Raw genomic sequence first — 25325 nt, forward strand, 5'->3', positions numbered from 1 at the left:
CCCTCACTCTCCCCGGAAGCGCCTGACCAGCTCCTCCGGAATCGGCGCTGCCTTCATCCGGGCCGGGTCGTCGGGATGGCGGCCGGCCCAGACCCGGCGCTCGCGGCCCTCGACCGCGAGGACGCCGGCGTTGAGCAGGCGGTGGCGCACGGCGAAGCTGGAGCGGCCGACGGCCACCACCGTCGAGACGATCTCGACCCGGTCACCGTAGCGCGAGGGTTTCAGGAACTGCGCGCCCGTCTCGACCAGCGGAATGCCGAGGAGATCGTAGCGGGCGAGCATCCCGGCCTTCGGCAGCCCGGTCGCGGCCTCGCACAAAAGCGCGGTCGACCAGTCGAAGAAGTCGAAGAAGCGCGGGTTGAACACGATGCCGGCGGGGTCGCAATGGCCCCATTCCACCGTCAGGGTGCGGGTATGGGTGAAACCCTCATGGTCGACGACTTGGTCGACGGTCTGGCTCTCGGGCGCGGTCATGCGGTCTCCGGGGTGATGATGTCGGGGGCGTGAGGCACGGCGTAGAGGCGTTCGACCGCCCCGGCGCGGTTGCGCAGCACGCCGCGCTGGTTGATCGAGCCTTTGTCGGTCACCTCGTCGCGGTCGAGGGCCGGGGGCTCGGCGAGCAGCAGCAGCCGGGCGATGCGGTTCGACGAGCCGGTGGATCTTTGCGCGAAGGCGGCGAGGCGCCGGGCGAAATCCTGCCGAACCGCCGGGTGGGCGAGGATCGCCTCGTCGCCGCCCGCTTCTCCACCGGTGTCCTTGCAGAGGGCGCGGCAGGCGGCGAGGTCGGGGAAGACCAGGGCCGCGACCTCGTCGCGCGCCTCGCCCGCGATGGCGACGTCGCGCACCAGCGGCTGGAACGCGTCGAGGAAGGCGGCGCGCAAGGGGCCGACGCTGACCCAGACCCCGGTGGTGAGCTTGAAATCCTCGTTGAGGCGGCCGTCGAAGGCGAAGCCGCGGTGAGGATCCTTGGGATCGACCGGCACCAGCGCGTCGCCGAGGCGGTAGAAGCCCTCCTCGTCGAAGCTGGAGGCCGTCAGGTCCGGCCGGCGCCAGTAGCCGGGGGTGACGTTGGGCCCCCGCACCCGCGCCTCGCGCTTGGTGCCGACCGGCGCGACCTTCAGTTCGACCCCTGGCGCCGGCAGGCCGACCTGGCCGGCCTTGGCCGGGCGGTCGTCGGTGACGAGGGCCATCGGGGCGGTCTCGGTGGCCCCGAGCCCCGTCACCATCGGCACCGTCCGGCCGATCGTTTGCCGGGCCAGATCGTCGATCGCGTCCCAGACCGGCTGCGGCAGGCCGGCGGCGGCGAAGAAGGTGACCTGGAGCCGGCTGAAGAAGTTTTGTCGCAAGACCTCGTCGTCGCGCAGGTGCGGCACCAGCGCCTCGAAGCCCTTCGGCACCGTGAGGTAGAGGGTGGGGGCGACCTCGCGCAACACGCGCACGGTCTCGCGGATGCCGCCGGGGGTCGGTCGGCCCTCGTCGATAGTGAGGGTGCCGCCATTCGCCAGCACCAGGTTGAAGTTGTGGTTGCCGCCGAAGGTGTGGTGCCAGGGCAGCCAGTCGACCATCACCGGCGGCTCGGCGGTCAGCGCCGGGAAGCGCGCCTGCAGCATCGCCTGGTTGGAGGCGAGCATCCGGTGGGTGTTCACCACCGCCTTCGGCACGCCGGTCGAGCCGGAGGTGAACAGGAGCTTCGCCACCGTCCCGGGCTCGATCGCCGCGTGCGCCGCCGCGACGGCGGCGGGGTCCTCGCCCCGCAGCAGGTCGTCGAACCGGGTGACCGGCCGGCCGATCGCGGCGCCGTCCGCGATCACCACCTCGGTCCCCGCCGGCACTGCCGCCGCGATGGCGGGCGCGTAAGTCGCGCCCTCGGCCGCGAAGACGAGGCCGGGGGTGAGGAGCTCGACGATCGCCCGCAGGCGGGCATGGTCCTGCGACACCGTGGAATAGGCCGGCGAGACCGGCGCCACCGCGATGCCGGCGTGGAGGGCGGCGAGCGAGACGAGCGCGTGCTCGAAGCCGTTGCCCGACAGGATCATCACCGGCCGCTCGGCCGAGAGGTTCCGGGTGAGCAGCGCCGCGGCGATGCGCTCGACGCTCCGCAGCGCCGCCCCGTAGGTCAGGGGCTCGAACGCTCCGTCCCGGCCCCGGCGCACCAGGAACGGCCGGTCCGGCGCCTCGGCGGCGTGGCGGGTGAGGTGCGCGGTCAGGCGCTCGGGGTAGGGCGGCAGGGCCGCCGTCGCGGTGACGACGAGGCTTCCGTCGTCCCGCTCGACGAAGCGATGGGTGGTCATCGCTATCACCCCTTCACCAGCGGGCAGCCGCCCTCGGAGAGCGGGCGCCAGGCTTCGTCCGCCGGCACGGTGCGCACCGGCTTGAAGTAGTCCCAGCCGCCCTTGCTCTCGGCCGGGGTCTTGGTCTCGAGCAGGTACATCGGGTGCAGCTTGCGGCCATCCTCGCGGATGCGGCCCTTGCCGAAGATCGGGTCGTCGGTCGGCATCGCCTTCATGGCCGCCACGACAGTTCGGCCGTCACCGGCCTCCTTCACGGTGGCGAGCGCCTTCAGGTAGTGCTCTACTGCCGAGTAGATGCCGGCCTGCATGTCGTTGGGCATGGCGTGGCGCGGGTGGCGCGCACTGTATCGCGCCGCGAAGGCGCGGGTGCCGTCGTTGAGGTCCCAGTAATACGGCGTGACGATGTAGACGCCCTGCGTCGCCTTGAGGCCGAGGGCCGGCATGTTGGTGATGTTGAGGATCAGCCCGGCGAGGCGCTGGCCCGGGGCGATGCCGAACTCCGCGGCCTGCTTGAGAGCGTTCGAGGTGTCGTCGCCGGCGTTCGCCAGCCCGATCACGTCGGCACCCGAGGCCTGCGCCTGGAGCAGGAAGGACGAGAAGTCGGCGGTGCCGAGGGGATGGCGCGACGACCCCTTCACGCTGCCGCCGGTGGCCTTGACCTCCTCGGCGGCCGAGCCTTCGAGGTCCTTGCCGAAGGTGTAGTCGGCGGTGAGGAAGTACCAGGATTTTCCGCCCTGCTGCACCAGGGCCTTCGCCAGCGCGTGGCCGAGCGACCAGGTGTCGTAGGTCCAGTGCACCGTGTTGGGCGAGCATTGCTTGCCGGTGAGCTCGGCGGTGCCGGCGCCCGAGCCGATGAACACCTTGTTCTTCTCCCGCGCCAGATTCGCGACCGCGAGCGCGACGGCGGAGTTCGGCACGTCGAGGATCAGGTCGACGCCGTCCTGGTCGAACCAGCGCCGGGCGATCGAGGCGCCGATATCGGTCTTGTTCTGGTGGTCGGCCGAGACCAGCTCGACCGGCCGGCCGGCCTGCTTCGCAAAGTCCTCGATGGCGAGCTGCGCGGCGATGACCGAGCCCTGGCCCTGGTAGTCGGCATAGGGGCCCGACATGTCGTTGAGGACGCCGATCTTCACCGGCCGCTCGGCGGCAGTGGCGGGGGTGAGGAGGGCGAGGAGGGCAGCGAGGGCCGGGGCGAGCCGGCGGACGGTGTGGCGGGGCATGGGTTCCTCCGGGGGTGATTGTGGCCGGTCTTGGTGCCGGTTTTTAGGGTTGTGTTGTCCTTGAAAGATTTTTGCTTGATGTGACGAAGAAAAAGAAGGCGCGGGATCCCCTCTCCCGTGTGGGAGAGGGGTAGGGGTGAGGGTGGAGACGGTTCAGAATAGAACTCGACCGTCGAGATGCTAGCACCACGCTCAGTGCATTAAACTGAAGTGCGCCACCCTCACCCCTAACCCCTCTCCCACACGGGAGAGGGGAACAGTGCTGTACTTGTTACCCGCTCCGTTTCCCCTTCTCAGGGTCATCCCGGAGCCGCGTCAGCGGAGCCTGGGATCCAGAACCGCGGATGGTGCCGAATGAGGCGGGCGCGTCCCGCTCCGTCCTGAGCATCCCGAGGTTCTGGGCGTGCCTTCGGCACTCCGGGCTCCGCTGACGCGGCCCCGGAATGACGCCGAGGGTGTCAGGACGCGGCGCTGGTGAGGCTACTCCCTCACCTTCTTCGCCCGCCCCTCCAGAAACTCCGCCAGCCGGCGCTTCGCCTCGGCGTCGCTCTGGGCCACCGCGGTCATCAGCGCTTCGGTGAGGTAGCCCGTCGCCGGGTCGGCCTCGGCGATGCGCGGCAGGGCGTGGATCAGGGCGTAGTTGGTGAGCGGCGCGTTCTCGGCCGCCCGGGCGGCGAGCTGGATCGCCCGCTCCAGCCCTTCCCCCGCCGGCACGACGTAATGCGACAGGCCCAGCCGCTCGCCGCTCTCGGCATCGTGGACGCGGCCGGTCAGCATCATGTCGCGCATCCGCGAGACGCCGATCAGCCGCGGCAGCCGCACCGAGGCGCCGCCGCCGACGAAGATGCCGCGCTGGCCCTCCGGCAGGGCGAAGAAGGCCGAGGACTCGGCCACCCGCAGGTGCGCCGAGAGCGCCAGTTCCAGCCCGCCGCCGATCACCGCCCCTTTCAGCGCGGCCACCACCGGCACCCGGCCGAACTCGATCTCGTGGAAGGCCCGGTGCCACATCCGTGAATGCAGCATGCCCGCCGGCGCATCGCGCTCGGTCAGTTCCGCGAGGTCGAGGCCGGCGCAGAAATGCGGGCCCTCCGCCGCGATCACCAGCGCCCGCACGTCGTCGGGCAGGCCCCGGGCGATGCGCTCCAGCCCCAGCACCATGCCGTCGTCGAGGGCGTTGCGCTTGTGCGGGCGGTTCAGGGTGACGATCGCCACCGCGTCCCGCCTGGTGACCACCAGGGACTCGGTGCCGAGGCCCGACAAGTCCTCCGCCATCGTGGCGCTCCTCCGATTCTCGCTCCGGCCTGTTTGCGCCGGATTGCCAAACCTGATTTGTAATGTGATATAACTATCTCAACGGGTCAATTGGGCGGCAAGCCCTGACAACCGACTGATCAGGGAGGACGCCGCGATGGATGACGCGAGCGAATCGGCCTCGGGCTACCGCACGGCCATCGGCCGGGTGGCGGTGATCGGCACCGGCGTCATCGGGGCGTCGTGGGTGTCGCAGTTCTTAGGCGCCGGCCTCGACGTGACCGCCACCGACCCAGGCCCCGGTGCGGAAGACCGCTTGCGCGAGACGGTCGCCCGGCACTGGCCGGTCCTGGAGCGGATCGGGCTTACGCCCGGCGCCTCGCCCGAGCGCCTGACCTTCGTGGCCGAGCCGGAAGCGGCGGTGGCCGACGCCGATTTCGTCCAGGAGAACGGGCCCGAGCGCCTGGAGATCAAGCGCGAGACCTACCGCCGCCTCGACGCCGCGGCCGCCCCCGACGTGGTGCTGGCGACCAGCTCCTCCGGCCTCACCCCGAGCGCGATCCAGGTGGCCTGCCGCCATCCCGGCCGGGTGGTGCTCGGCCATCCCTTCAACCCGCCCCACCTGGTGCCGCTGGTCGAGGTGCTGGGCGGAGAAAACACCGACGAGGGCGCCGTCGCGGCCGCGATGGGCTTCTACGAGCGCATCGGCAAGCGGCCGATCCGCCTGCGGCGCGAACTCGTCGGCCACGTCGCCAACCGGCTCCAGGCGGCGCTCTGGCGCGAGGCGTTCCACCTCGTCGGCTCAGGCGCCGCCACGGTCGCCGACATCGACGCGGCCATCGCCCACGGGCCGGGCCTGCGCTGGGCCCTGATGGGACCGTGCCTGCTCAACCACCTCTCCGGCGGCCCCGGGGGGCTGGCCCACACCCTCGACCATCTCGGGCCCTTGATGGAGGCGATGTGGGCCGATCTCGGCGACCCGCGCCTGACGCCCGAGCTGAAGGCGACCCTCGTCCGCGGCCTCGACGAGGCACTGGCCGGACGCGACCGCGACGCGATGGTGGCCGAGCGCGACCGGCTGCTCGTCGACCTCGTGCGGCAGAAGCGCGACGCGCCGGAGCTGCCGTAACCAGAAGTTCAACTAGAGCACTTCACGATCGCGTTGCAATCGCGAAGCTCTCTAGGTCTTTGTTTTTGCCGCATTTTCTTCGACGAACCGGTATCCACTTCGTCGGAAAATGCTCTAGGGAGGACAACATGGCCAAGGTGATCGTGACGGTGGCGCCGACGGGCGGCATGGCCTCGAAGGCGCAGAACCACAACCTGCCGACCCAGCCGCAGGAAATCGCCGACTCGGTGCACAAGTCGTGGAAGGAGGGCGCGGCGATCGCGGCGCTCCACGCCCGCCGGCCCGACGACGAGGCGACCTGCAACGACGAGATTTATCGCGATATCAACCGTCGCATCCGCGAGCGCTGCGACATCATCCTCAACAACTCGACCGGCGGCGGCTCGAGCGGCGACATGCTGGTGCCGCGCCCCGACGGGCTGTTCGAATCGAGCTTCGAGGAGCGGCTGAAAGGCTGCGAGGCCGGGGCCGAGATGGCGACCTTCGACGGCATGACCTTCGCGGACGTGCATGGCGGCCGCGAGATCCTGGTCGTGACCACGCCGAGCCGCTGCGAGCTGCTCGCCAAGCGCATGCAGGAGCGCGGCATCAAGCCGGAATGGGAGGTGTTCGGGCCCCAGCACATCCTGCAGGACGTGACCCGGCTGATCGAGAAGGGCTACGACAAGCCGCCCTACTACATCAACATGGTGCTCGGCGCCGACAAGGGCTTCCAGGGGGCGATGCCCTACTCGCACGACATCCTGGCGGCGATGATCCGGATGCTGCCGCCGCAATCGATCTTCTGCGTCTCCGGCATCGGCCCGGCGCAGCTGCCGGCCACCACCCAGGCCATCCTGCTCGGCGGCCACGTCCGGGTCGGGCTCGAGGACAACAACTACTATTCCCGCGGCCAGCTCGCCACCAACGAGCAGCTCGTCGCCCGCACGGTGCGGATCATCAAGGAACTCAACCACGAGGTCGCGAGCCCGGCCGAGGCCCGGGAGATCCTCGGCCTCAAGGCCGTCTGACGGAGGACAGGATGCGCGCCCTCCGCTCCGCCCTCCTCGCGGGCCTGATCGCCTTCGCGCCGGCTGTCGCCGGTGCGGAGGGCGCCGTCTCCGGCGATCGCGTCAAGATCGGCGTGCTCGCCGACATGTCGACGGCGATGTCCGACAATTACGGCACCGGCAGCGTCACCGCCGCCCGTCTCGCGGTCGAGGATTTCGGCGCGACCGTGCTCGGCAAGCCGATCGAGATCGTCGCCGCCGATCACCAGAGCAAGCCGGACGTGGCGAGCACGCTTGCCCGGCGCTGGTACGACGTCGAGGGGGTCGACATGATCACCGACCTCGGCAACTCGGCGGTCGCCCTCGGCGTCCAGACCTTGGCGAAGGAGAAGGGCCGGCTGGCGCTGATCACCGGATCCGGCTCGACGGTGATCACCGGGGCGCAGTGCTCGCCGAACGGTGCGCTCTGGGTCATCGACACCTACGCCCTCTCCCGCGCCATCGCGAAACCCTTGGTCGAATCGGGCGAGAAGACCTGGTTCTATGTCGTCGCCGACATCACGCTCGGCAAATCCTTCGTCGCCGACGTGACGCCGGTGGTGACGAAGGGTGGCGGCACGGTGGCGGGCCAGGTCTTCCACCCCCTGCTCTCGCCCGATCTGTCATCGCAGATCCTGCAAGCGCAGGCCTCCGGCGCCGGGGTGATCGCGCTGTTCAACGTCGGCGGCGACGCGATCAACGGGGTCAAGCAGGCCTCCGAGTTCGGGGTGCTGGGCGGCAAGCAGAAGCTCGCCGGCTTCTACATGACGGCGGTCGACGTCCACGCGCTAGGCTTGAAGGTCGCGGGCGGGCTCTACCTCGCGGAGGCGTTCTACTGGGACCAGGACGACGCCGCCCGTGCCTTCGCCAAGCGCTTCTACGAGCGCCAGCGGGCGATGCCGAACAGCTACCAGGCCGGCGTCTATTCCGCGGTGACGCACTACCTGAAGGCCGTCCGGGCCGCCGGCACCGATGCGGCCGAGCCCGTGATGGCGAAGATGCGCGAGATCCCGATCGACGACGTGATGACGAAGGGCGGGCGCCTGCGGCCGGACGGGCGGGTGATCCGCGACGTCTCGCTGTTCCGGGTCAAGCGCCCGGAGGAGTCGAAGGGCGAGTGGGACGTGATGGAGCGGGTCGCGACGCTCTCGGGCGACGACGCCTTCCGGCCGATCGGAGAGAGCGACTGCCCGCTGGTGAGGGGCAGGTGAGAGTGGACACGTGAGAGTGGAGAAGCCGTGATGCTCCCCGTCCCCACCCTGGATCACGTCTTCGACGCCCGCATCGCGGTCGCGACCCCCTACGAGGTCGGCGCGACGAGCGCGGGGGCCCGGCGCGTCATCGCCATCACCGGCGGCACCGTGTCGGGGCCGGCCCTGTCCGGCCGGGTCCTGCCCGGCGGGGCCGATTACCAGACCATCGCGGCGGACGGGCTCACCCAGCTCCACGCCCGCTACGTGATCGAGGCCGGGGACGGCGCCCGGATCTACGTCGAGAATACGGGCCTGCGCTTCGGGCCGCCCGAGGCGCTGGAGCGCCTGCGCCGCGGGGAGCCGGTCGATCCGGGCCTGATCTACTTCCGGACCGCGCCCCGGTTCGAGACCGCCTGCCCGCATCTCGCCTGGATGCAGACCAGCCTGTTTCTCGCCACTGGGGCCCGGGCGCCGGACCACGTGGCGCTCTCGGTGTTCCGGGTCGGGTGAGCGCTGATACGAAATCCGACTGATTGCTTCAGGCGATCCCTGCGGGATCGCTTTCGCAATGCGGATTCCGGCTCCGCTCAAGCGTGTGAGGCCTGCGGCTTCACCGCGCGGGCTCGTGATACAAAATCCGGAAGTGATCTTCCGGATTTGGTATCACTCCGCCAGCGCCACCGCCACCGCGCCCTCGACCAGGGTGAAGACGATGCCGGCCCGGCGCAGGGCCGCCAGCACGTGCGGGCGGGAGCGCGAGGACGGCCCGTCGGATTCCTCCTCCAGGCGCCGCACGGTGGAGAGCGACAGGCCGCTCTCCCGCGCGAGGTCGTTGAGCGTCCAGTCGAGGAGGCCGCGGGCCGCCCGCAGGTGGCAGCCCTCGATCGCCCGCTCGACGGGGATCGCCGGCTCGGCCTGGCGCGGCGGGAGGTCCCGGGCGGCCTCGGCCGCGAGAGGCGTGATCACGGCGGTCCAGCAGACCGGATCGGGGGTCGTCCCATCGCGCAGGGGGACCAGCGTCATGCGGAAGCGCGCCGCCCCGCCCTCGGCGAGCCGCAGGGTCGGCGCGATGCTGAACGGCTGGCCCAGGGCGGCGAGGCGGGGCAGCTCGTCGCGCCAGCGCGGCCGCTCCTCCGGCACGATCGGGCTGAGCCAGTCCGCCCGCACCTCCTCGCGGCGCAGGCCGACGAGGGCCAGGAAATCCGCCCCGTACTCGGTCAGCGGCAGGCTCGGCTCGGTGTGGATGAAGACCTGCGCCTCCCGCGCCAGGCTGGCCCGGCGCTGCTGCTCCAGGCGGTGCATCTCGGCCAGGCGCTCGCGGTCGGTCACGTCGAGAAGCACGCCCGTCGCCGCGACCGGGTGGCCCTCCGGGCTGAAGAAGACCTCGCCGCGGCTCACCACCGTGCGCGCCGTCCCGTCCGGCCGGATCAGCCGGACGGTGTGGCTGCCGAGGATTCCGGCCTGGACGATCTGGGCGGCGTCCTCGAGCACGTCGCGATCGGCCGGATGGACGAGGCCGAGCAGGCGCTCGTAGCTCGCCGGGTCGCGTTCCGAGAGCCCGAGCAGCCGGTAGAGCCCCGCCGACCAGACCTGCCGGCCGGTGACGAAGTCCCAGCGCCAGGCGCCGGTCAGACCGAACGCCTCGATCAGGCGCATGAAATCGTTCGACGACAGCTCCGGCGACCGCGGGTCGGCGCGAGGGTCCAGCGAGTACAGGTTCATCGGGCGCCGGTCCGTGTCTCGATCCGGCCTGTACCCGGTTGCCGGTCCGGACGGAACTGCCGCCGCAAACCACGATCCGCCCGCGCGCCGCACGTCCGAATTCTGCTCTCCAAGGTAAATTTTCCTAATCTCAGCTGTTGCGACCGGACGCAAATAGGCTGGCATGCCGCAAAGTCATGGGATTGTAGTCCAGACGATCCCGGCCGATCAACCGTGCATGAGTGAGTCACGGGAAGTCGCGTCCCGGGCCTGTGCGGGCTCGAAATCCGCCGGCATCGCGGGCGCGCCGGAGCCCGGACCGGCGCGCCCGCTCACGATCCGCGGGGGCGGTCCGGCCCGCCTGCGTCACGACGCAGCACCGAGTCGCCGGCGTGTCGGGGAGCAAAGACAAAATTTCTCTCTGCGAGCGATCTGACAGCAGATATCTTCTATGTTGCAGCTAAAAATAGAAAACTGCGTCTATTGCTGCGAGGCCTGCGCCAGACCTATCTACGGTCGTGAAGTTCCGCTCCGCGGAGCCGTGCGTCATCCCGGAATCGACCATGCGTCCTGCCATCTTCGATCCGTTCGGCGAGCGTCTGGACCTGCGTTCCGCGCAGGAGACCGCGTGCGCGCCGGCGCGCCGCCGTCCGGTCCGGACCCGGCGGATCGTCGGTGCCGTGCTGTTCTGGGCCCTGGCGGCCGGGTTGATCACCGCCCGCGGCGTCTTCTTCGATCCGAGCACCGCCTTCGGGCCCGACGCTCCGGCCCGCGTCGCCGCTACGGACGCACCGGTCGCGCCGGCGCCGGTCCTGCGCTGACGCGACGTCCTTCGGAAGAACGAAAGCTCGGCACCCCACATCAGGTCGTGCTCAGAGGTGTTTCGCCTTCGGCGCCGTGAGATTCCGCTCCGATACCGGAGCGACCCGATGCTGCTCTTTCGCAAGCGCGCCGAGACGGCGGTGTTCGGCCTCGGCTAGCTTCAGGGGCGCGAAGCGCAAGTTCCGGCAGCTGGGTGACGGCGTCTGTCGTCACCGCCATGGGCTGCGCCGCCGGCACCGCCCCGAACCCGACCTACGAGGAAGTCTGCTCGGGGCGCACCGGCCACACCGAGGTCGTGCTCGTCGCCTACCGCCCGCGCCTGATGCCGTTTGTCGTCCTGCTCGAGACCTTCTGGGTGAGCCACGACCCGACTCAGGGCCTGCGCCAGGGCAACGATGTCGGCACGCGGTACCGCTCGGGCATCACCTGCCCGACGAGGCCTGCCGGGCCGAGGCCACGCGCGACGCTTACGCCGCCGCCCTGAAGGCCCGCGTCTGCGGCCCGATCACCACCGGGATCCGCGACGGCGGTTCGTTCCACTCCGCCGAGGAGTACCACCAGCAATCCCTGGCGAAAAACCCGGGCGGCTATGGCGGGCTCGGGGGCACCGGCGTGTCCTGCCCGATCGGGATGGCGTCGCGCCGGAGTAAGCGCGGGAACCGGGGCTGGGGTAGCGGGACCGGAGCGTGCCGGTCCCGACTTGCCGTCACCGCGCCTTCAGCACCGTGCGGCAGGCATCCGGCAGGCCCGCGAGCGTCATCGGCGGGCGCGGCTTGCCGGGCGGGCGGGGCTTGGGGTTCAGCACCGCGTCCGTGAACCAGTAATCGAGCTCGGCGCCGCAGCCGTCGCCGGAGGGCGGCGGGTCCTGGTCGTGGCAGGCCGCCTCGCCCGCCGGGCAGTCGAGCCGGATGTGGAAGTGGTAGTTGTGGCCGTAGATCGGCCGCACCTTGGTGAGCCAGCTCCGGTCCGATCCCGCTTCGCGGCACAAAGCCCGCTTGATCGCCGGGTTGACGAAGATCCGCGCCACCTCCGGCTCGCGCGACACCATTTTGATCAACCGCAGGTGCTCGGGCAGCCACACGCCCGGGTCGATGTCGCGCCGGTCCGGCCGCACCACGTTGGTGGCCGACATCTCCTCGCGCTCGGCCCGGGTCAGGCGCCGGTCCGGCATCGGGGTCAGCCAGATGTCGGCGTCGAGGCCGAGCTGGTGCGAGGCGTGGCCGGTCAGCATCGGCCCGCCCCGGGGCTGGGACATGTCGCCGACGAGGAGCCCCGGCCAGCCCGCCTTGCGCGGCGCCTCGGTGGCGATCTTCTCCAGGAAGGCGACGAGCCGCGGATGGCCCCAGTTCCGGTTGCGCGACAGGCGCATCACCTGCCAGGTCGCGCCGTCGATCGGCAGGGCCTCGGCGCCGGCCACGCAGCCGCGCGCGTAGCCGCCGATCGCCTGCGGCGGCAGGGCGGCCGGCGTCGTCGCGCGGCCGAACAGGGCCTTGGCCGGCGTCGAGGGATCGTCCGGGTTGGCGAGCGGCGGCAGCGGCTTCGGGGTGAGGGTGCCGCGATCCTGCGCCAGGGCGGGCGCGGCGAGCGCGAGGAAGGCCGTCAGGACGGCGGCACGGCGAATCGGCATGGACCGCGGAAGGAAGGAGCGCAGGAGCATGGGCCGCAGGCTAGCGCCCCGATTGCCCGGGGGGAACTGCCTCGCTGCTCCGCCATTCGCCGCAGCGTTCCCTTCGGGACCCGGCTCCGGAACAGGCTCCCCGGCGGCAGCGTTGCCGGGGAAGAAACGAATGGATCGGGAGAGTTCCGATGACCACCGTCGCACCGACCGTCGGCGATCGCTCCGACATGAGCAGCACCACCACCAGCGAGACCAACGCGCTGATCGCCAGCGACCGCGTCGAGGGCACCGCCGTGCGTCGCCCGAACGGCGACAGCATCGGCCGCATCGAGCGCCTGATGATCGAGAAGGCCACCGGCAAGGTGGTCTACGCCGTGATGAGCTTCGGCGGCTTCCTCGGCATCGGCGAAGGCTACCACACCGTCCCGTGGTCGACCCTGCGCTTCGCGCCGGAACTCGACGCCTACGTCCTCGACCTCACCGAGGACCAGCTCCGCGCCGCACCGCCGGCCTCGGCGGAGGGCAACGACCCCTCCTACGACCGAAAGTGGGAGGAGCACGTCCACCAGTACTTCAACGCGACGCCGTACTGGAGCATCTGACACGTCCTGGCGGAGGCAGCCTCACGGCGCCTCCGCCGGCACGCCCGACAGGGTCCAGCGGCACAGGCTCGTCTCCTTCACCTTCAGGCAATCGTAGGCCGTACCGCCGATCACCACTCGCTCGGCATTGCCTTCGACCCGGTCGCGGCCGACCCGCGTGCAGCCGAGATGATCGGCCTTCGGATCGGAGAGCCGCGTGCGGATCGCGGCGGGGTTTCCTCCCGTCTCCGCCATCAGGATGCGCAGGTTCGACAGGGCCCCGCAGGTCAGGACCTTCTCGGGTCCGGCGGGCTTGGGGGGTGTCTTGGGCTTCTGCTGGGCGCTCGCGGGCTCCGCCATCAGCGCGAGGACGAGCCCGAACCCGGCGAGAACGCGCCTCACGCCCGCGCCCTCATCGATCAGAGGCCCCCCATGCGGCGCACCAGCGCCCACTCCGCCTCGCTGACCGGCTGCACCGACAGGCGCGAGTTGTTGACGAGCACCATCTCGCGCAAAGCCGGCTCGGCCTTGATCGCCTCCAGGCTGACGGGGTTGGGCAGGCCTGCGACCGCCTTCAGGTCGACCATGCCGAAGCGGCCGGTCTCGTCGGTGTGGTCGGGATAGTAGGTCCGGATCACCTCGACGATGCCGACCACCGCCTTGCCCTCGTTCGAGTGATAGAAGAAGCCCTGCTCGCCGAGTTGCATCGCCTCGAGGTTCTTGCGGGCGACGTGGTTGCGCACGCCGTTCCAGAACGTTCCCGCTGCGCCAGCGGCGACCTGGTCGTCCCACGACCAGACCGAGGGCTCGGACTTGTAGAGCCAGTACGCCATCCCGTCGTCTTCCCTCTCGCGCGACGCGCAGATGTTCTCGCGCGCGAAGCGCGCATGGCCCCCATCGCCCGATCCGGGGGCGGGAGTCCAGGGGGCCTGAGCCGGGTCGTCCTGCGGTCACCTGACCCAGGGTTCTCCGACTCGGCCTGTGCCACAGCCGCATGCCGGGTCGTAGACCGACAGCAGAGCGCGAGAGCGTTGCAATCCCGATCGCCGACGTCGCGAGCATCGCTGCAGAACCGCGTATCATCGCACCGGCGGCATGACGACGAAGCGGGGCGGATCGGGCGTGGACTGGACCCGGTTTCTCTCGGCGGGCGGGTTCGCGGTCGCGATGCCGGCGACGCCCGGCCCGAACAACACCATGGTGGTGGCTTCCGGCGCGACCTACGGCTTTGCCCGCACCGTGCCGCACATGCTCGGCATCGCAGCAGGTTTCCCCGTGATGCTGGTTGTCCTCGGCACCGCAGGCCTACCGCTGCTCACCGATCCCTGGGTCCGCGCGGGGCCGAAATGGTGGGGGCGGCCTACCTGCTCTGGCTCGCCTGGAAGATCGCGAGGTCCGATCCCGATCCAGCCGACTCCGCCATGAAGACGTTCGGTTGCCCCTTCGGCTTCCTGCAGGCAGCCCTGTTCGGTGGGTGAACCCGAAGGCCTGGATCGTCGCCGCGGGCGCGCTCGCCACCGACACGGCGCAAGCCGAGGCCGCCCCGCTCGCCGCGACGGTCGCGCTCGCGATCCTGTTCGGGCTCGTCGCTCTGCCCTGCTCGGGTTTCGGACGCTGATCGGCGTCGGCACCGCCCGGGTGCTGAGGACGGGGCAGGCCTTGCGGCTGTTCAACCTCGCGACGGCGGGGCTGCTGGTGGCGTCCCCGGTGCCGACCCTGCGGGATTAAGCGGGATTAAGGATGAACGGCCGCGTTTCCCGTGAAACACTTTTTCAGGGTGCGCGGGCCGGGGCTTCCGGCCCGCGCGGGCACCGTATTACGCCACGCCGCCCTGCGCCTGGGCCTCGGCGGCCTTCTGGCGATAGAGGCCGACGAAGTCGATCGGATCAATGTAGAGGGGCGGGAAGCCGCCGTTGCGCACCGCATCGGCGATGATCTGGCGGGCGAACGGGAACAGCAGCCGCGGGCACTCGATCATCACCGCCGGGTGCATCTGGTCCTGCGGGATGTTGCGCAGGCGGAAGATGCCCGCATAGGTCAGCTCGAACGCGAACAGCACGTCGCCGCCGGTCTTGGCGTCGCCCTCGAGGCGCAGCTCGACCTCGAAATCCTCCTCGGCGAGCTGCCGGGCGTTGACGTTGACCTGGATGTTGATCTGCGGGCCCTGCTCCTGCGGCTGCAGCGAGCGCGGCGCGTTCGGGTTCTCGAAGGAGAGGTCCTTGGCGTATTGCGCCAGGGCGTTGAGGGTCGGGGTGAAGTCGTCGGGCTGCGCCGCGGCGCCACCGTTGCCGTTCGGGAGCGGGGAATCGGCCATGGCGGAGGGTTCCTTCGAGGGCTGGACGTAAACGACGGGCCGGCGCGCGCTGGCGCGAAAAACGGCGCGCGCGTCGGCGGCGTTGCGGCTATCATGCCCGCAGGCCGCGAACAAGCAGAGGCGCCGATCATCCCTTTCGCGCCACGGCCCCAGCCTTCCCAATACAGCGGCAGGCCAGCTTCTCCGGCAAAGCCCAGCAGGATCGAGGCCGGGAACACGGCCAAGGAACATGGCATCGTCGTGCGCGGGCGCCTGGATACGGCAGGGCCCCGGCCCCATATCAACAGAATGGCCCGCGATGCGGCGCCGGCCGGACGCTTGCCACGCCCCGGTCCCGGTGCCAAAGCCGTCGATGCGCCGGAGATGTCGCAAGCTGTGCCGGGGCGGTCGGGGATGCCACGCGTGACGCCGCCAAGGAAGCCGCCAAGGACGCCGCCAAGAACGGATCGATGAACGGATCGATGATGCAGGACTCCCTCGACCTTACGACCCTCATCTTCCTCGGGCTTGCGGTCTTCGTGATCTGGAAGCTGCGCTCGGTCCTCGGCCAGAAGACCGGGAGCGAGCGGCCGCCGTTCAACCCGCTGGCCCGGCGCGAGGAGCCGCCGGCGGCCCCCCGCGACGGCGACAACGTCGTGCGGCTGCCCGGCGCCGGTCCCGAGCGCGCCGCCGCCGCGCCGGTCGCCACCGCGGTGCCGCGCAACTGGAAGGGCGTCGTCGAGCCGAACTCGCCCGCCGCGCGCGGCCTCGACCTGATCCTCCAGCAGGAGCCGAACTTCGACCCCCGCGGCTTCACCGACGGCGCCAAGGTCGCCTACGAGACGATCGTGACGGCCTTCGCCAAGGGTGACCGCAAGACGCTCAAGACCCTGCTCTCGCGCGAGGTCGCGGACGGGTTCGAGCGGGCGATCCAGGGCCGCGAGCGCGCCGGCCAGACCGTCGAGACCACCTTCGTGTCGATCGACCGGGCCGAGATCGTCGGGGTCGACGTGCGCAACCGCGTGGCCCAGGTCACCGTGCGCTATCTCTCGAAGCTGATCACCGCCACCCGTGGGCCGCAGGGCCAGGTGGTCGACGGCAGCCCCGAGAAGGTTGTCGACGTGACCGACGTCTGGACCTTCGCCCGGACGCTGGGCAGCCGCGACCCGAACTGGCAGCTCGTCGCAACGGAAGCCGGCCAATGACGGCGCCGGCGGCTTGATCGGCCGCCGGCCCTCGGCGACACTCCCTCCGTCGCGAAGGCTCCTTCAAGTCCTGCGCGACGCGACCAGAGCACAGCATTCCCGGGGCCGGAGCCCGACAAGCCCATGCCACCGGCCTTCGGCCCCTTTCCCGCCGCCAGTTCCGCGATCGGACGCGCGTCCGCCGCGCTGGCCCTCGCCGCCCTCCTCGCCGGTGGCCTAGTTCCGGCGGATGCGGCCCCCCTGCGGGTCGGCGAGGCCGTCCTCGAACCCGTTCCCCTCGGCGACCTTCCGGGCTTTCCCGCCGACGACCTCGCGGCGGCCCTCGCGACCTTTCGGGCGACCTGCGAGGCCCCTGCCGGCCCGGTTCTCGCCGAGGCAGCGCCGGGCGCGCCGAGCCAGGACCTCGCCCGTGCCTGCAAAGCCGCCGCCGACATGGCGCCTGAGGCGGCCCGGGCCTTCTTCGAGCAGAACTTCTCCGCCTACCGCGTCCTGCGGCCGAACCGCGACGCCGCGCCCGAGCGCACGAACGGCTTCCTCACCGGCTATTTCGAGCCCGAACTCACCGGCTCGCCCGTCGCCACGCCGGACTTCACCGTGCCGGCGCTCGCGCGTCCCGACGACCTCGTCTCGCTGGAGCCCGGCGAGACCCGGCCCGGCCTCGATCCTTCGCTCCGCGCCGCCCGCCGCGACGGCGACGCCTTCCTGCCCTATCCGGACCGGGCGGCGATCGAGGACGGCGCGCTCGGCGCCCGCGCCCGCCCGCTCCTCTGGCTGCGCGACGCCGTCGACCTCCTGGTGCTGCAGGTCCAGGGCTCCGGCCGGGTACGCCTGCCCGACGGCCGCTCCGTCCGCCTCGCCTATGACGGCCGCAACGGCCGGCCCTACACCTCGGTCGGTCGCCTGATCGTCACCGGCGGCCACCTGCCGCTCGAGGGCCTGACGCTCGCCCGCTGGACCGGCTGGCTGCGCGCCAATCCAGCCATCGCCCGCGACCTGATCCGCCGCAACGCCTCCTACGTCTTCTTCCGCCTCGACGAGGACGTGACGGAGGGGGCCGGCCCCCGCGGCGGGGCCGGCGTGCCGCTGACCGCCGGGCGCAGCCTCGCGGTCGACGCCACCTTGTGGCGCTACGGCCTGCCGTTCTGGCTGGAAGGATCGCTGCCCGCTCCGGAGGGGGCAGCGTGCCCCTGCGTCGCCTCGTCGTGGCGCAGGATACCGGCTCGGCGATCCTCGGCCCGGCCCGCGGCGACCTCTATCTCGGCACCGGCGCCCGGGCGGGTGCGGTCGCCGGCCTGCTGCGCGATCCCGCGCGCTTCGTCGTGCTGCTGCCGAAGCAAGGCGACGCGGGAGCTGCGCCGTGACCGAGCCGCCCCGCTTCCGACGCCGGCGCCGGCTCTCCGCCGAGGAGACGCGACTCTGGGCCGAGATCTCCCGCCTGGTCACCCCCTTGCGCGGGCGGGCCGCCCCCTCCCCTCCCCCGCCGCCGGAGCCGGTCCCCGCGCCGGCGCCGCCCGCCGTGACGGTGCGACCCGGTCGTCCCGCCGCGAAGAAACCGGCTCCGAAGCCAAGTCCGGTCCCGACGCCTCCTCCGCCCGCACCCGCCCTGCCGCCGCTGGCGCCCCTCGAGCGCCGGGTGCGCACCGCCCTGCGCCGCGGCTCGCGCAGCGTCGACGCCTCGATCGACCTGCACGGGATGCGTCAGGCCGAGGCCCATGCGGCCCTGATCGGCTTCCTGCATCGCTCCCGGGCCCAGGGCCACGCGGTGGTGCTGGTCGTTACCGGCAAGGGCGGGGCCGGCGGCGATCCTTACGGCGAGCGCGGCGTGCTGCGCCGCAGCGTGCCGCACTGGCTGCGTCTGCCCGAATTGCGCCCCCTGGTCGTCGGCTTCGAGGAGGCGGCCCACCATCACGGCGGGGGTGGTGCGCTCTACATCCGACTGCGCCGCCGCTGAGCCGCGCGCCGGTGAACGCCCCGTTTGCGGTACCGCCGCTCGTGGATACTGGCCCGGATTGCCGCAATACCTCGAAACTGGCTGCGAAAAGCCTGAAGCTCGGCGCCGGCAGGGATGATCTCAGGTCGTGACCTGGGGGTTGACCATTCCATATGTTAATGCGGCTCTGACGCCAGTACGGAGATAGTCCACCATGCTTCGGGCGCGGCCGGAGCATCCGCACCGGGTCCGCCGTCTCTTGATGATACCACCGCGCCGCACCCTTCCCCACTTTTCCGCGACCGCGGACTTGAGTCGACGACGAGGACCCGTTACATACAATCGTTCCCTCCTCCATCGTCACGTCACGTCGCATCCAGGGCCGCCCGGCCCCTCCACGCGACCTCCGGGACTATCAGGCGACGATTTCGCGACCGGTGCCCGCCTCGGCCACCCCGTTGCTCTCCGCTCAACGCCGCGTCCTGCGGCGGCCGGACCTGTCCTGACATGACGCCCCCCGCTTCGCCCCCGCACCCCGATATCCCATGATCGAAGACACCCTCGCCCCGATCGAGACCTCCGCCGCCCCCGCCATGCGCGAGGTGAAGCTGCAGGATCTCAAGTCGAAGACGCCGACCGAACTCCTCACCTTCGCCGAGGAGGTCGAGGTCGAGAACGCCTCGACCATGCGCAAGCAGGAGCTGATGTTCGCGATCCTGAAGCAGCTCGCTGCCAAGGACGTCGAGATCATCGGCGCCGGCACGGTCGAGGTGCTGCAGGACGGCTTCGGCTTCCTGCGCTCCTCCGACTCGAACTACCTGCCCGGCCCCGACGACATCTACATCTCGCCGACGCAGATCCGCCGCTTCGGCCTGCGGACCGGCGACACCGTCGAGGGCCCGATCCGCGGCCCGAAGGACGGCGAGCGCTACTTCGCGCTGCTCAAGGTCAACACCATCAATTTCGAGAACCCGGACAAGATCAAGCACAAGGTCCACTTCGACAACCTGACGCCGCTGTTCCCCACGCAGCGCTTCAAGCTCGAACTGTCGGAGCCGACCCGCAAGGACTTCTCGCCCCGGATCATCGACATCGTCGCGCCGATCGGCAAGGGCCAGCGCGCGCTGATCGTGGCGCCGCCGCGCACCGGCAAGACGGTGCTGATGCAGAACATCGCCCAGTCGATCACCCTGAACCACCCCGAGTGCTACCTCATCGTCCTGCTCATCGACGAGCGGCCGGAAGAGGTCACCGACATGCAGCGCTCGGTGAAAGGCGAGGTGATCGCCTCGACCTTCGACGAGCCGGCGACCCGCCACGTCCAGGTCGCCGAGATGGTGATCGAGAAGGCCAAGCGCCTGGTCGAGCACGGCCGCGACGTCGTCATCCTGCTCGATTCGATCACCCGCCTCGGCCGCGCCTACAACACCGTGGTGCCGTCCTCCGGCAAGGTGCTGACCGGCGGCGTCGACGCCAACGCCCTCCAGCGGCCCAAGCGCTTCTTCGGCGCTGCCCGCAACATCGAGGAGGGCGGGTCCCTCACCATCATCGCGACCGCGCTGATCGACACCGGCTCGCGGATGGACGAGGTGATCTTCGAGGAGTTCAAGGGCACCGGCAACTCCGAGATCATCCTGGACCGCAAGGTCTCCGACAAGCGCATCTTCCCGGCGATCGACATCACCCGCTCCGGTACCCGCAAGGAGGAGCTGCTGGTCCCGCCGGACTCGCTCAAGAAGACCTACGTGCTCCGCCGCATCCTCAACCCGATGGGCGTCACCGACGCGATCGAGTTCCTGCTCGACAAGCTGCGCCAGACCAAGAGCAACGGCGACTTCTTCGACTCGATGAACACCTGATCCGCCCGCCGATCTCGATCGTTCGGACGGCTTGCGCGGCGCCCCGAAAGGGGCGCCGTTCTCGTTTGAGCCGGGTGCGTGGATCGGTGCCTGCGCCCCCTCTCCCCCTTCTCTCCTCCAACCCACGCCCATATCCTGAGATGCCCGCGCAGCGGGCCTCGAAGGAGAGTTCCGGAAACCTCCGCGATCCCTGGAGGTCTCCTCCGAGGCCCGCTGCGCGGGCACCTCAGGATGAGGGTGCGAGTGGGACGGCGTCATCTGGATTTGAAGCAGGTCTGGGTGAGTTCCGAAGCACTGCTCTCAAAGCCGTCGCCCCATCGAGATCGTGGTCCCCGTTCGGCATCGTGCCCGGATCCGTGCTAGCGACGTCACGCCGTATCCCGGTCCGACGCTCCTCCAAGCCCGCCGCCATCCTGCACGATGCACGCCCCCGACACCATCTTCGCTCCTGCCACCGGCCACGGCCGCACCGCCGTCGCGGTCGTGCGGATCAGCGGACCGCAGGCCGGTCCCACCCTCGCGGCGCTGATCCGGGCGCCGTTGCCCGCCGCGCGGCACCTGTCTCTGCGTACCCTGCGCGAGCCGGAGACCGCGGAACTGCTCGATCAGGCCCTCGTCGCCTGGCTGCCTGGCCCCGGCACCGCCACCGGCGAGGACATGGTGGAACTGCATCTCCACGGTGGTCCGGCGGTGCGGGCGGCGATCCTGCGCAGCCTCGGCGGGATGCCCGGCCTCGTACCGGCCGAGCCCGGCGCCTTCACCCGTCGCGCCTTCCTCAACGGCCGCATGGACCTGACCGCCGTCGAAGGGTTGGCCGACCTGATCGACGCTGAGACCGAGGCGCAGAGGCGTCAGGCCATCCGCCAGCTCGACGGTGCCCTCGGCCGTACCGTCGAAGGTTGGCGGACCTCCCTCCTCGACGTGCTCGCCGGAACCGAGGCCGCGCTCGACTTTTCCGACGAGGGCGACATCGATGACGAGGCTTTGACCGCGTCCGGGCGGGACGCCGCGGCGCGCATCCGTGATGCGATCCGGGCAGCCCTCGCCGATGGCCGCCGGGGCGAGCGCCTGCGCGACGGCTTCACGGTGGTGCTCGCCGGCGCGCCGAATGCAGGCAAGTCGACCCTGCTCAACGCGCTCGCCCGCCGCGACGTGGCGATCGTCTCGGCGATCCCCGGGACGACGCGGGACGCGATCGAGGTCCGGTGCGATCTCGGCGGCCTGCCGGTTCTACTGGTCGATACGGCGGGCTTGCGCGACAGTACGGATGCGATCGAGGCCGAAGGCGTGGCGCGTAGCCGGCGGCGCATCGATCAGGCCGATCTCGTGCTGTGGCTGCGCGAGCCGGACGGTGAGACGCCCCCTGCCCTCTCCGTCCCGGTGCTCGTCGTCGCCACCAAGCGAGATCTGTCAGCATCGATCGCGGCCGACGAGATCTCGATCTCGGCCCGGACCGGTGCCGGGCTCGACCGGCTCCTCGCGGAGATCGAACGTCGGGCAGAAACGTCTCTCGGCAGTGGCGACGCGCTCGTGACGCGCGAGCGGCAGCGGCTCGCGCTCGAACGCTGCCTCCATCACCTCGACCGCGTCGTCCTGCACGGCGCCGATCTGCCGGCCGAGCTGGTGGCCGAGGATCTGCGCCTCGCGGTACGAGCTCTGGGCGAGGTAGCTGGCCGTGTCGGCGTCGAGGAGATGCTGGACCGGCTCTTCTCGAGCTTTTGCATCGGCAAGTGAGCGGCCCGTCTGCCGTGTTTTCACGTGAAACGCGGGATCGGGCGACAGCGTGATTGACGCGGCCGCAGGAGGCCGCCTAATCACCGCATGCTCACTGACGATTCTCTCCCCTGCGACGTGATCGTCGTCGGCGGCGGACACGCGGGCGCCGAGGCGGCCGCGGCGGCCGCGCGCTACGGCGCACGCACATTGCTGGTCACCCACCGCCGCGACACGCTCGGGGCGATGTCCTGCAACCCGGCCATCGGCGGCCTCGGCAAGGGACACCTCGTGCGCGAGGTCGATGCCCTCGACGGGCTGATGGGCCGCGTCGCCGACCGGGCCGGGATTCAGTTCCGCTTGCTCAACCGCCGCAAGGGGCCGGCCGTGCGCGGGCCGCGGACTCAGGCCGACCGCAAGCTCTATGCGCGAGCGATGCAGGCTGCCTTGTGCGAAACGCCCAATCTGACGATCGTCGAGGGTGAGGTCGCCGATCTCACCATCGTCGAAGGGCGCGTGGCCGGCGCTGTGCTCGCCGACGGCCGCACCCTCCCCTGCCGTGCCGTGGTCCTCACCACCGGCACCTTCCTGCGCGGCCTGATCCATATCGGCGAGTTCACCACGCCGGCCGGCCGAATCGGTGAAGGGCCGGCGCTCGGCCTCTCGGCGACTCTCGACCGGCACGGCTTCGCCCTCGGCCGCCTGAAGACCGGGACGCCGCCGCGCCTCGATGGCCGCACCATCGACTGGCATGGCATCGACAAGCAGGCCGCCGATGACGAGCCGGTGCCGTTCTCGACCCTGACCGAGCGCATCACCACGCCGCAGATCGAGTGCGGCGTCACCCGAACGGGTCAGGCGGCGCACGATCTGATCCGCGCCAACCTTCATCGCTCGGCGATGTATTCCGGCGGTATCACCAGCCGCGGGCCGCGCTACTGCCCATCGATCGAGGACAAGGTGGTGCGCTTCGGCGACCGCGACGGTCACCAGGTCTTCCTGGAACCGGAGGGTCTCGACGATCCGACGGTCTACCCGAACGGGATCTCGACCTCCCTGCCCGAGGACGTCCAGGCCGGCATCGTCCGGTCGCTGCCCGGTTGCGAGCGTGCGGCGATCCTGCGCCCCGGCTACGCAATCGAGTACGACTACGTCGATCCGCGCGAGCTCGACCCGACCTTGCAGACCCGTCGGATCGCCGGCCTGTTCCTGGCCGGTCAGATCAACGGAACCACCGGCTACGAGGAGGCAGCCGGCCAGGGGCTGGTCGCAGGGCTCAACGCCGCCCGGCTCGCCGGCGCGGCGGATCTCGCGGTGTTCGACCGGGCCGAGTCCTATCTCGGCGTGATGATCGACGACCTCGTGACCCACGGGGTCAGCGAACCATACCGGATGTTCACCTCGCGCTCGGAGTATCGGCTCAGCCTCCGGGTCGACAATGCCGACGAACGCCTGACCGGCCGCGGCCTCGCCCTCGGCTGCGTTTCACCGGTTCGCGCCGCGCACGATGCGGCACGCCGTGAAGCGCTCCAGATCGCGCGGCAGAGGCTGGACGAGTTGAGCCTGACGCCGACGGAGGCGCAGCGCCACGGCATCGCCCTCAACCGCGACGGCATCCGCCGGTCGGCGTTCCAGCTCCTCTCCTATCCGGAGATCACCTGGGATCGGCTCGCCGAGGTGTGGCCGCAGCTTCGGGCCGTCCCCCCTTCCCTCGCCGACCGCCTGTGTACCGACGCGACCTACGCGGTCTATCTCGACCGGCAGCGGGCTGACATCGCGGCGTTCCGGCGCGACGAGGCCATCGCCCTGCCGGCCCTGCTCGATTACGGCAGCATCGCCGGATTATCGAACGAACTGCGGCTGAAGCTCGACAAGGTCCGTCCCCTCACGCTCGGCCAGGCCGCCCGGATCGAAGGGGTCACACCGGCTGCTCTCACGCTGCTCGCCGCCCATGCTCGGCGCGGCACGGCCACCCTGGATCCGGTCGCATGAAGAACCCGCCTCCCGGCCGCGACGCCGTCCTGCGCGAGGCCGGCGTTTCACGTGAAACAGCCACGGCGCTCGATCTCTACGTCGCGCAGCTGACGCGCTGGCAATCGATCAAGAACCTCGTCGGCCCCTCGACGTTGGCCGAGGTCTGGACCCGACACGTCGCCGACTCGCTCCAGCTCCTGGCACTCGCCCCTGAGGCGACGCGCTGGCTCGATCTCGGCAGCGGCGCCGGCATTCCAGGATTGATCCTGGCTATCGCCGGTCGCGAGCGGCCGGGCTTTCGCGTCGATCTCGTCGAGAGCAACGGCCGCAAGGGCGCCTTCCTGCAGGAGACCGCCCGGCTCACCGGCGCACCGGCGAAGATCCATGTCGCCCGGATCGAGAGCGTGATCGCGGGCTTCACTGATTCGCAGATCGTGACGGCGCGAGCCCTCGCGCCGCTGCCGCAGCTCCTCGAATGGACCGAACCCTTGTTGAAAAAAGGCGCCACCGGGCTTTTTCCGAAAGGGCGTGATGTCTTAACCGAATTGACCGAGGCGGAGGAAAGGTGGAGATTCACCGCGGATCTGATCCCGAGCCGGACCGATTCTGCGGCCAGAATCGTCCGCGTCTCCAGCGTGAGCGGCCTACTCCCATGATCGCGGAATCCCCCGAGTCGCAGGCGAGCGGCAGTCCGCGACCCCTGCGCATCATCGCGCTCGCCAACCAGAAGGGCGGCGTCGGCAAGACCACGACGGCGATCAACCTCGGCACGGCGCTCGCGGCGATCGGCGAACGCGTCCTGATCGTCGATCTCGACCCGCAGGGCAACGCCTCGACCGGCCTCGGGATCGACCGGCGCCAGCGCCGTCTCTCGACCTACGACGTGCTCGCGGGCGAAGCGCCGCTCGCCGATGCGGTACAGGTCACGGCGGTTCCACGCCTCTCGCTCATCCCCTCGACCATGGATCTGCTGGGCCTCGAGATGGCGATGGCAAGTGCGCCGGACCGGGCGCAGCGCCTGCGCCGGGCGCTCGAGCCGCTCGACCGGAGCGAGGTGCCGGAGGACCAGCGTTTCACCTACGTGCTGATCGACTGCCCGCCCTCGCTCAACCTGCTCACCCTCAATGCGCTCGCAGCAGCCCACGCGGTGCTGGTACCGCTGCAATGTGAGTTTTTCGCCCTGGAGGGCCTGAGCCAGCTCCTGCGCACCGTCGAGCAGGTCAAGAGCGCCCTCAATCCGCGCCTGGCGATCCAGGGCGTGGTGCTGACGATGTTCGATCCGCGCAACAACCTGTCGGCGCAGGTCGTGGCTGACGTGCGCGAGTTCATGGGCGACAAGGTCTACGAGACCATGATCCCCCGCAACGTGCGCGTCTCCGAGGCGCCGTCCCACGGCAAGCCGGTGCTGCTCTACGATCTCAAATGCGCCGGCTCGCAGGCCTATCTGCGGCTCGCCTCCGAGATCATCCAGCGGGAAGGCCGTCTGCCGGCCGCCGCCTGACGGCGTACACAGTGGA

The 25325-nt window shown here is 70.6% G+C and carries 25 protein-coding genes and 2 pseudogenes; 18 read left to right on the forward strand and 9 right to left on the reverse strand.

Features of this window, described 5'->3' with window-relative positions; genetic code table 11:
* Window positions 1-3: 3 nt before the first annotated feature.
* From DK412_RS31455 to DK412_RS21290, 4 genes are all read right to left on the reverse strand, one after another.
* Window positions 4-474, reverse strand: a complete 471-nt coding sequence (locus DK412_RS31455) for a thioesterase family protein (protein WP_109973586.1) — start codon at window positions 472-474, stop codon at window positions 4-6.
* The gene (locus DK412_RS21280; protein ID WP_109973587.1) at window positions 471-2291 is read right to left on the reverse strand and encodes a feruloyl-CoA synthase; all 1821 of its coding nucleotides are present in this window, start codon (window positions 2289-2291) and stop codon (window positions 471-473) included. Before DK412_RS21280 ends, DK412_RS31455 begins: the two co-directional genes overlap by 4 nt.
* A 5-nt stretch (window positions 2292-2296) precedes the next feature.
* The gene (locus DK412_RS21285; protein ID WP_109973588.1) at window positions 2297-3511 is read right to left on the reverse strand and encodes an ABC transporter substrate-binding protein; all 1215 of its coding nucleotides are present in this window, start codon (window positions 3509-3511) and stop codon (window positions 2297-2299) included.
* A 480-nt stretch (window positions 3512-3991) separates the two neighbouring features.
* Window positions 3992-4783 (reverse strand): crotonase/enoyl-CoA hydratase family protein, encoded by a 792-nt coding sequence (locus DK412_RS21290; RefSeq protein WP_109973589.1) that lies wholly within the window; start codon window positions 4781-4783, stop codon window positions 3992-3994.
* A gap of 136 nt (window positions 4784-4919) precedes the next feature.
* Here DK412_RS21290 and DK412_RS21295 point away from each other — a divergent pair, with 136 nt between their 5' ends.
* From DK412_RS21295 to DK412_RS21310, 4 genes are all read left to right on the forward strand, one after another.
* Window positions 4920-5891, forward strand: coding sequence for a 3-hydroxyacyl-CoA dehydrogenase NAD-binding domain-containing protein (locus tag DK412_RS21295; RefSeq protein WP_109973590.1), 972 nt, complete (start codon window positions 4920-4922; stop codon window positions 5889-5891).
* A 128-nt stretch (window positions 5892-6019) separates the two neighbouring features.
* A complete protein-coding gene (locus tag DK412_RS21300; RefSeq protein WP_109973591.1) occupies window positions 6020-6901 on the forward strand; it encodes a 3-keto-5-aminohexanoate cleavage protein in 882 nt (293 codons plus the stop codon).
* An 11-nt stretch (window positions 6902-6912) separates the two neighbouring features.
* Window positions 6913-8130, forward strand: coding sequence for an ABC transporter substrate-binding protein (locus DK412_RS21305; protein ID WP_109973592.1), 1218 nt, complete (start codon window positions 6913-6915; stop codon window positions 8128-8130).
* Between the two features lie 30 nt (window positions 8131-8160).
* Window positions 8161-8622, forward strand: coding sequence for a DUF3237 domain-containing protein (locus DK412_RS21310; RefSeq protein ID WP_109973593.1), 462 nt, complete (start codon window positions 8161-8163; stop codon window positions 8620-8622).
* Window positions 8623-8775: 153 nt separating this feature from the next.
* Here DK412_RS21310 and DK412_RS21315 read toward each other — a convergent pair whose 3' ends face one another.
* Entirely contained in the window at window positions 8776-9834 is a 1059-nt protein-coding gene (locus tag DK412_RS21315) for a PAS domain-containing protein (protein WP_162596269.1), read from the reverse strand.
* Between the two features lie 497 nt (window positions 9835-10331).
* On the opposite strand from DK412_RS21315, the gene DK412_RS21320 reads away from it, so the two are divergent.
* Together DK412_RS21320 and msrA are read left to right on the forward strand one after the other, a co-directional pair.
* Window positions 10332-10634 carry a hypothetical protein gene (locus DK412_RS21320; protein ID WP_109973595.1) on the forward strand — a complete coding sequence of 101 codons (303 nt, stop codon included), beginning with the start codon at window positions 10332-10334 and terminating at the stop codon, window positions 10632-10634.
* Between the two features lie 132 nt (window positions 10635-10766).
* Window positions 10767-11268: pseudogene (gene msrA, locus DK412_RS21325) on the forward strand (peptide-methionine (S)-S-oxide reductase MsrA); the annotation flags it as partial.
* A gap of 73 nt (window positions 11269-11341) precedes the next feature.
* Here msrA and mepA read toward each other — a convergent pair.
* Window positions 11342-12262, reverse strand: a complete 921-nt coding sequence (mepA, locus tag DK412_RS21330) for a penicillin-insensitive murein endopeptidase (protein WP_109975411.1) — start codon at window positions 12260-12262, stop codon at window positions 11342-11344.
* Between the two features lie 218 nt (window positions 12263-12480).
* Between mepA and DK412_RS21335 the strand changes: the two genes are divergently transcribed.
* Window positions 12481-12855 carry a PRC-barrel domain-containing protein gene (locus DK412_RS21335; RefSeq protein ID WP_245571968.1) on the forward strand — a complete coding sequence of 125 codons (375 nt, stop codon included), beginning with the start codon at window positions 12481-12483 and terminating at the stop codon, window positions 12853-12855.
* Window positions 12856-12876: 21 nt separating this feature from the next.
* On the opposite strand, the gene DK412_RS21340 is transcribed toward DK412_RS21335, so the two are convergent.
* Window positions 12877-13236 (reverse strand): hypothetical protein, encoded by a 360-nt coding sequence (locus tag DK412_RS21340; RefSeq protein WP_245447157.1) that lies wholly within the window; start codon window positions 13234-13236, stop codon window positions 12877-12879.
* A 17-nt stretch (window positions 13237-13253) separates the two neighbouring features.
* A complete protein-coding gene (locus DK412_RS21345) occupies window positions 13254-13667 on the reverse strand; it encodes an EVE domain-containing protein (protein ID WP_109973597.1) in 414 nt (137 codons plus the stop codon).
* 289 nt (window positions 13668-13956) lie between these two features.
* Here DK412_RS21345 and DK412_RS30685 point away from each other — a divergent pair, with 289 nt between their 5' ends.
* Together DK412_RS30685 and DK412_RS30690 are read left to right on the forward strand one after the other, a co-directional pair.
* Window positions 13957-14259, forward strand: a complete 303-nt coding sequence (locus tag DK412_RS30685) for a hypothetical protein (protein ID WP_204165417.1) — start codon at window positions 13957-13959, stop codon at window positions 14257-14259.
* Window positions 14260-14308: 49 nt separating this feature from the next.
* On the forward strand, window positions 14309-14452 hold the full coding sequence (locus DK412_RS30690; protein WP_204165418.1) for a hypothetical protein: 144 nt from the start codon (window positions 14309-14311) through the stop codon (window positions 14450-14452).
* 198 nt (window positions 14453-14650) lie between these two features.
* Here DK412_RS30690 and secB read toward each other — a convergent pair whose 3' ends face one another.
* Complete coding sequence (gene secB, locus DK412_RS21355) at window positions 14651-15148, reverse strand: protein-export chaperone SecB (protein ID WP_109973598.1); 498 nt, start codon at window positions 15146-15148, stop codon at window positions 14651-14653.
* Window positions 15149-15612: 464 nt separating this feature from the next.
* Here secB and DK412_RS21360 point away from each other — a divergent pair, with 464 nt between their 5' ends.
* From DK412_RS21360 to DK412_RS21395, 9 genes and pseudogenes are all read left to right on the forward strand, one after another.
* Window positions 15613-16332, forward strand: coding sequence for a Tim44/TimA family putative adaptor protein (locus DK412_RS21360; protein WP_204165626.1), 720 nt, complete (start codon window positions 15613-15615; stop codon window positions 16330-16332).
* Window positions 16333-16764: 432 nt separating this feature from the next.
* Window positions 16765-17301: pseudogene (locus DK412_RS31580) on the forward strand (MltA domain-containing protein); the annotation flags it as partial.
* Window positions 17302-17453: 152 nt separating this feature from the next.
* Window positions 17454-17693, forward strand: coding sequence for a 3D domain-containing protein (locus DK412_RS31140; RefSeq protein WP_245447159.1), 240 nt, complete (start codon window positions 17454-17456; stop codon window positions 17691-17693).
* Complete coding sequence (locus tag DK412_RS21370; protein ID WP_109973599.1) at window positions 17690-18283, forward strand: Smr/MutS family protein; 594 nt, start codon at window positions 17690-17692, stop codon at window positions 18281-18283. The genes DK412_RS31140 and DK412_RS21370 overlap by 4 nt, the downstream gene beginning before the upstream one ends.
* Window positions 18284-18807: 524 nt before the next feature.
* Complete coding sequence (gene rho, locus DK412_RS21375; RefSeq protein WP_109973600.1) at window positions 18808-20121, forward strand: transcription termination factor Rho; 1314 nt, start codon at window positions 18808-18810, stop codon at window positions 20119-20121.
* 420 nt (window positions 20122-20541) lie between these two features.
* The gene (gene mnmE, locus DK412_RS21380) at window positions 20542-21855 is read left to right on the forward strand and encodes a tRNA uridine-5-carboxymethylaminomethyl(34) synthesis GTPase MnmE (RefSeq protein ID WP_109973601.1); all 1314 of its coding nucleotides are present in this window, start codon (window positions 20542-20544) and stop codon (window positions 21853-21855) included.
* A gap of 87 nt (window positions 21856-21942) precedes the next feature.
* Entirely contained in the window at window positions 21943-23826 is a 1884-nt protein-coding gene (gene mnmG, locus DK412_RS21385) for a tRNA uridine-5-carboxymethylaminomethyl(34) synthesis enzyme MnmG (RefSeq protein ID WP_109973602.1), read from the forward strand.
* Window positions 23823-24464 carry a 16S rRNA (guanine(527)-N(7))-methyltransferase RsmG gene (gene rsmG / locus DK412_RS21390; RefSeq protein WP_109973603.1) on the forward strand — a complete coding sequence of 214 codons (642 nt, stop codon included), beginning with the start codon at window positions 23823-23825 and terminating at the stop codon, window positions 24462-24464. Before mnmG ends, rsmG begins: the two co-directional genes overlap by 4 nt.
* Window positions 24461-25309, forward strand: coding sequence for a ParA family protein (locus tag DK412_RS21395; protein ID WP_109973604.1), 849 nt, complete (start codon window positions 24461-24463; stop codon window positions 25307-25309). The genes rsmG and DK412_RS21395 overlap by 4 nt, the downstream gene beginning before the upstream one ends.
* The last annotated feature ends 16 nt before the right edge of the window (window positions 25310-25325 follow it).

The sequence above is a fragment of the Methylobacterium sp. 17Sr1-1 genome (assembly GCF_003173775.1).
In the GTDB taxonomy this organism is placed as follows: Bacteria; Pseudomonadota; Alphaproteobacteria; order Rhizobiales; family Beijerinckiaceae; genus Methylobacterium.

Bases quoted from the DNA above. Each gene is read 5' to 3' on its own strand.
- DK412_RS31455 (WP_109973586.1), bottom strand. From the start codon at position 474: ATGACCGCGCCCGAGAGCCAGACCGTCGACCAAGTCGTCGACCATGAG.
- DK412_RS21280 (WP_109973587.1), bottom strand. From the start codon at position 2,291: ATGACCACCCATCGCTTCGTCGAGCGGGACGACGGAAGCCTCGTCGTC.
- DK412_RS21285 (WP_109973588.1), bottom strand. From the start codon at position 3,511: ATGCCCCGCCACACCGTCCGCCGGCTCGCCCCGGCCCTCGCTGCCCTC.
- DK412_RS21290 (WP_109973589.1), bottom strand. From the start codon at position 4,783: ATGGCGGAGGACTTGTCGGGCCTCGGCACCGAGTCCCTGGTGGTCACC.
- DK412_RS21295 (WP_109973590.1), top strand. From the start codon at position 4,920: ATGGATGACGCGAGCGAATCGGCCTCGGGCTACCGCACGGCCATCGGC.
- DK412_RS21300 (WP_109973591.1), top strand. From the start codon at position 6,020: ATGGCCAAGGTGATCGTGACGGTGGCGCCGACGGGCGGCATGGCCTCG.
- DK412_RS21305 (WP_109973592.1), top strand. From the start codon at position 6,913: ATGCGCGCCCTCCGCTCCGCCCTCCTCGCGGGCCTGATCGCCTTCGCG.
- DK412_RS21310 (WP_109973593.1), top strand. From the start codon at position 8,161: ATGCTCCCCGTCCCCACCCTGGATCACGTCTTCGACGCCCGCATCGCG.
- DK412_RS21315 (WP_162596269.1), bottom strand. From the start codon at position 9,834: ATGAACCTGTACTCGCTGGACCCTCGCGCCGACCCGCGGTCGCCGGAG.
- mepA (WP_109975411.1), bottom strand. From the start codon at position 12,262: ATGCCGATTCGCCGTGCCGCCGTCCTGACGGCCTTCCTCGCGCTCGCC.
- DK412_RS21335 (WP_245571968.1), top strand. From the start codon at position 12,481: ATGAGCAGCACCACCACCAGCGAGACCAACGCGCTGATCGCCAGCGAC.
- DK412_RS21345 (WP_109973597.1), bottom strand. From the start codon at position 13,667: ATGGCGTACTGGCTCTACAAGTCCGAGCCCTCGGTCTGGTCGTGGGAC.
- secB (WP_109973598.1), bottom strand. From the start codon at position 15,148: ATGGCCGATTCCCCGCTCCCGAACGGCAACGGTGGCGCCGCGGCGCAG.
- DK412_RS21360 (WP_204165626.1), top strand. From the start codon at position 15,613: ATGCAGGACTCCCTCGACCTTACGACCCTCATCTTCCTCGGGCTTGCG.
- rho (WP_109973600.1), top strand. From the start codon at position 18,808: ATGATCGAAGACACCCTCGCCCCGATCGAGACCTCCGCCGCCCCCGCC.
- mnmE (WP_109973601.1), top strand. From the start codon at position 20,542: ATGCACGCCCCCGACACCATCTTCGCTCCTGCCACCGGCCACGGCCGC.
- mnmG (WP_109973602.1), top strand. From the start codon at position 21,943: ATGCTCACTGACGATTCTCTCCCCTGCGACGTGATCGTCGTCGGCGGC.
- rsmG (WP_109973603.1), top strand. From the start codon at position 23,823: ATGAAGAACCCGCCTCCCGGCCGCGACGCCGTCCTGCGCGAGGCCGGC.
- DK412_RS21395 (WP_109973604.1), top strand. From the start codon at position 24,461: ATGATCGCGGAATCCCCCGAGTCGCAGGCGAGCGGCAGTCCGCGACCC.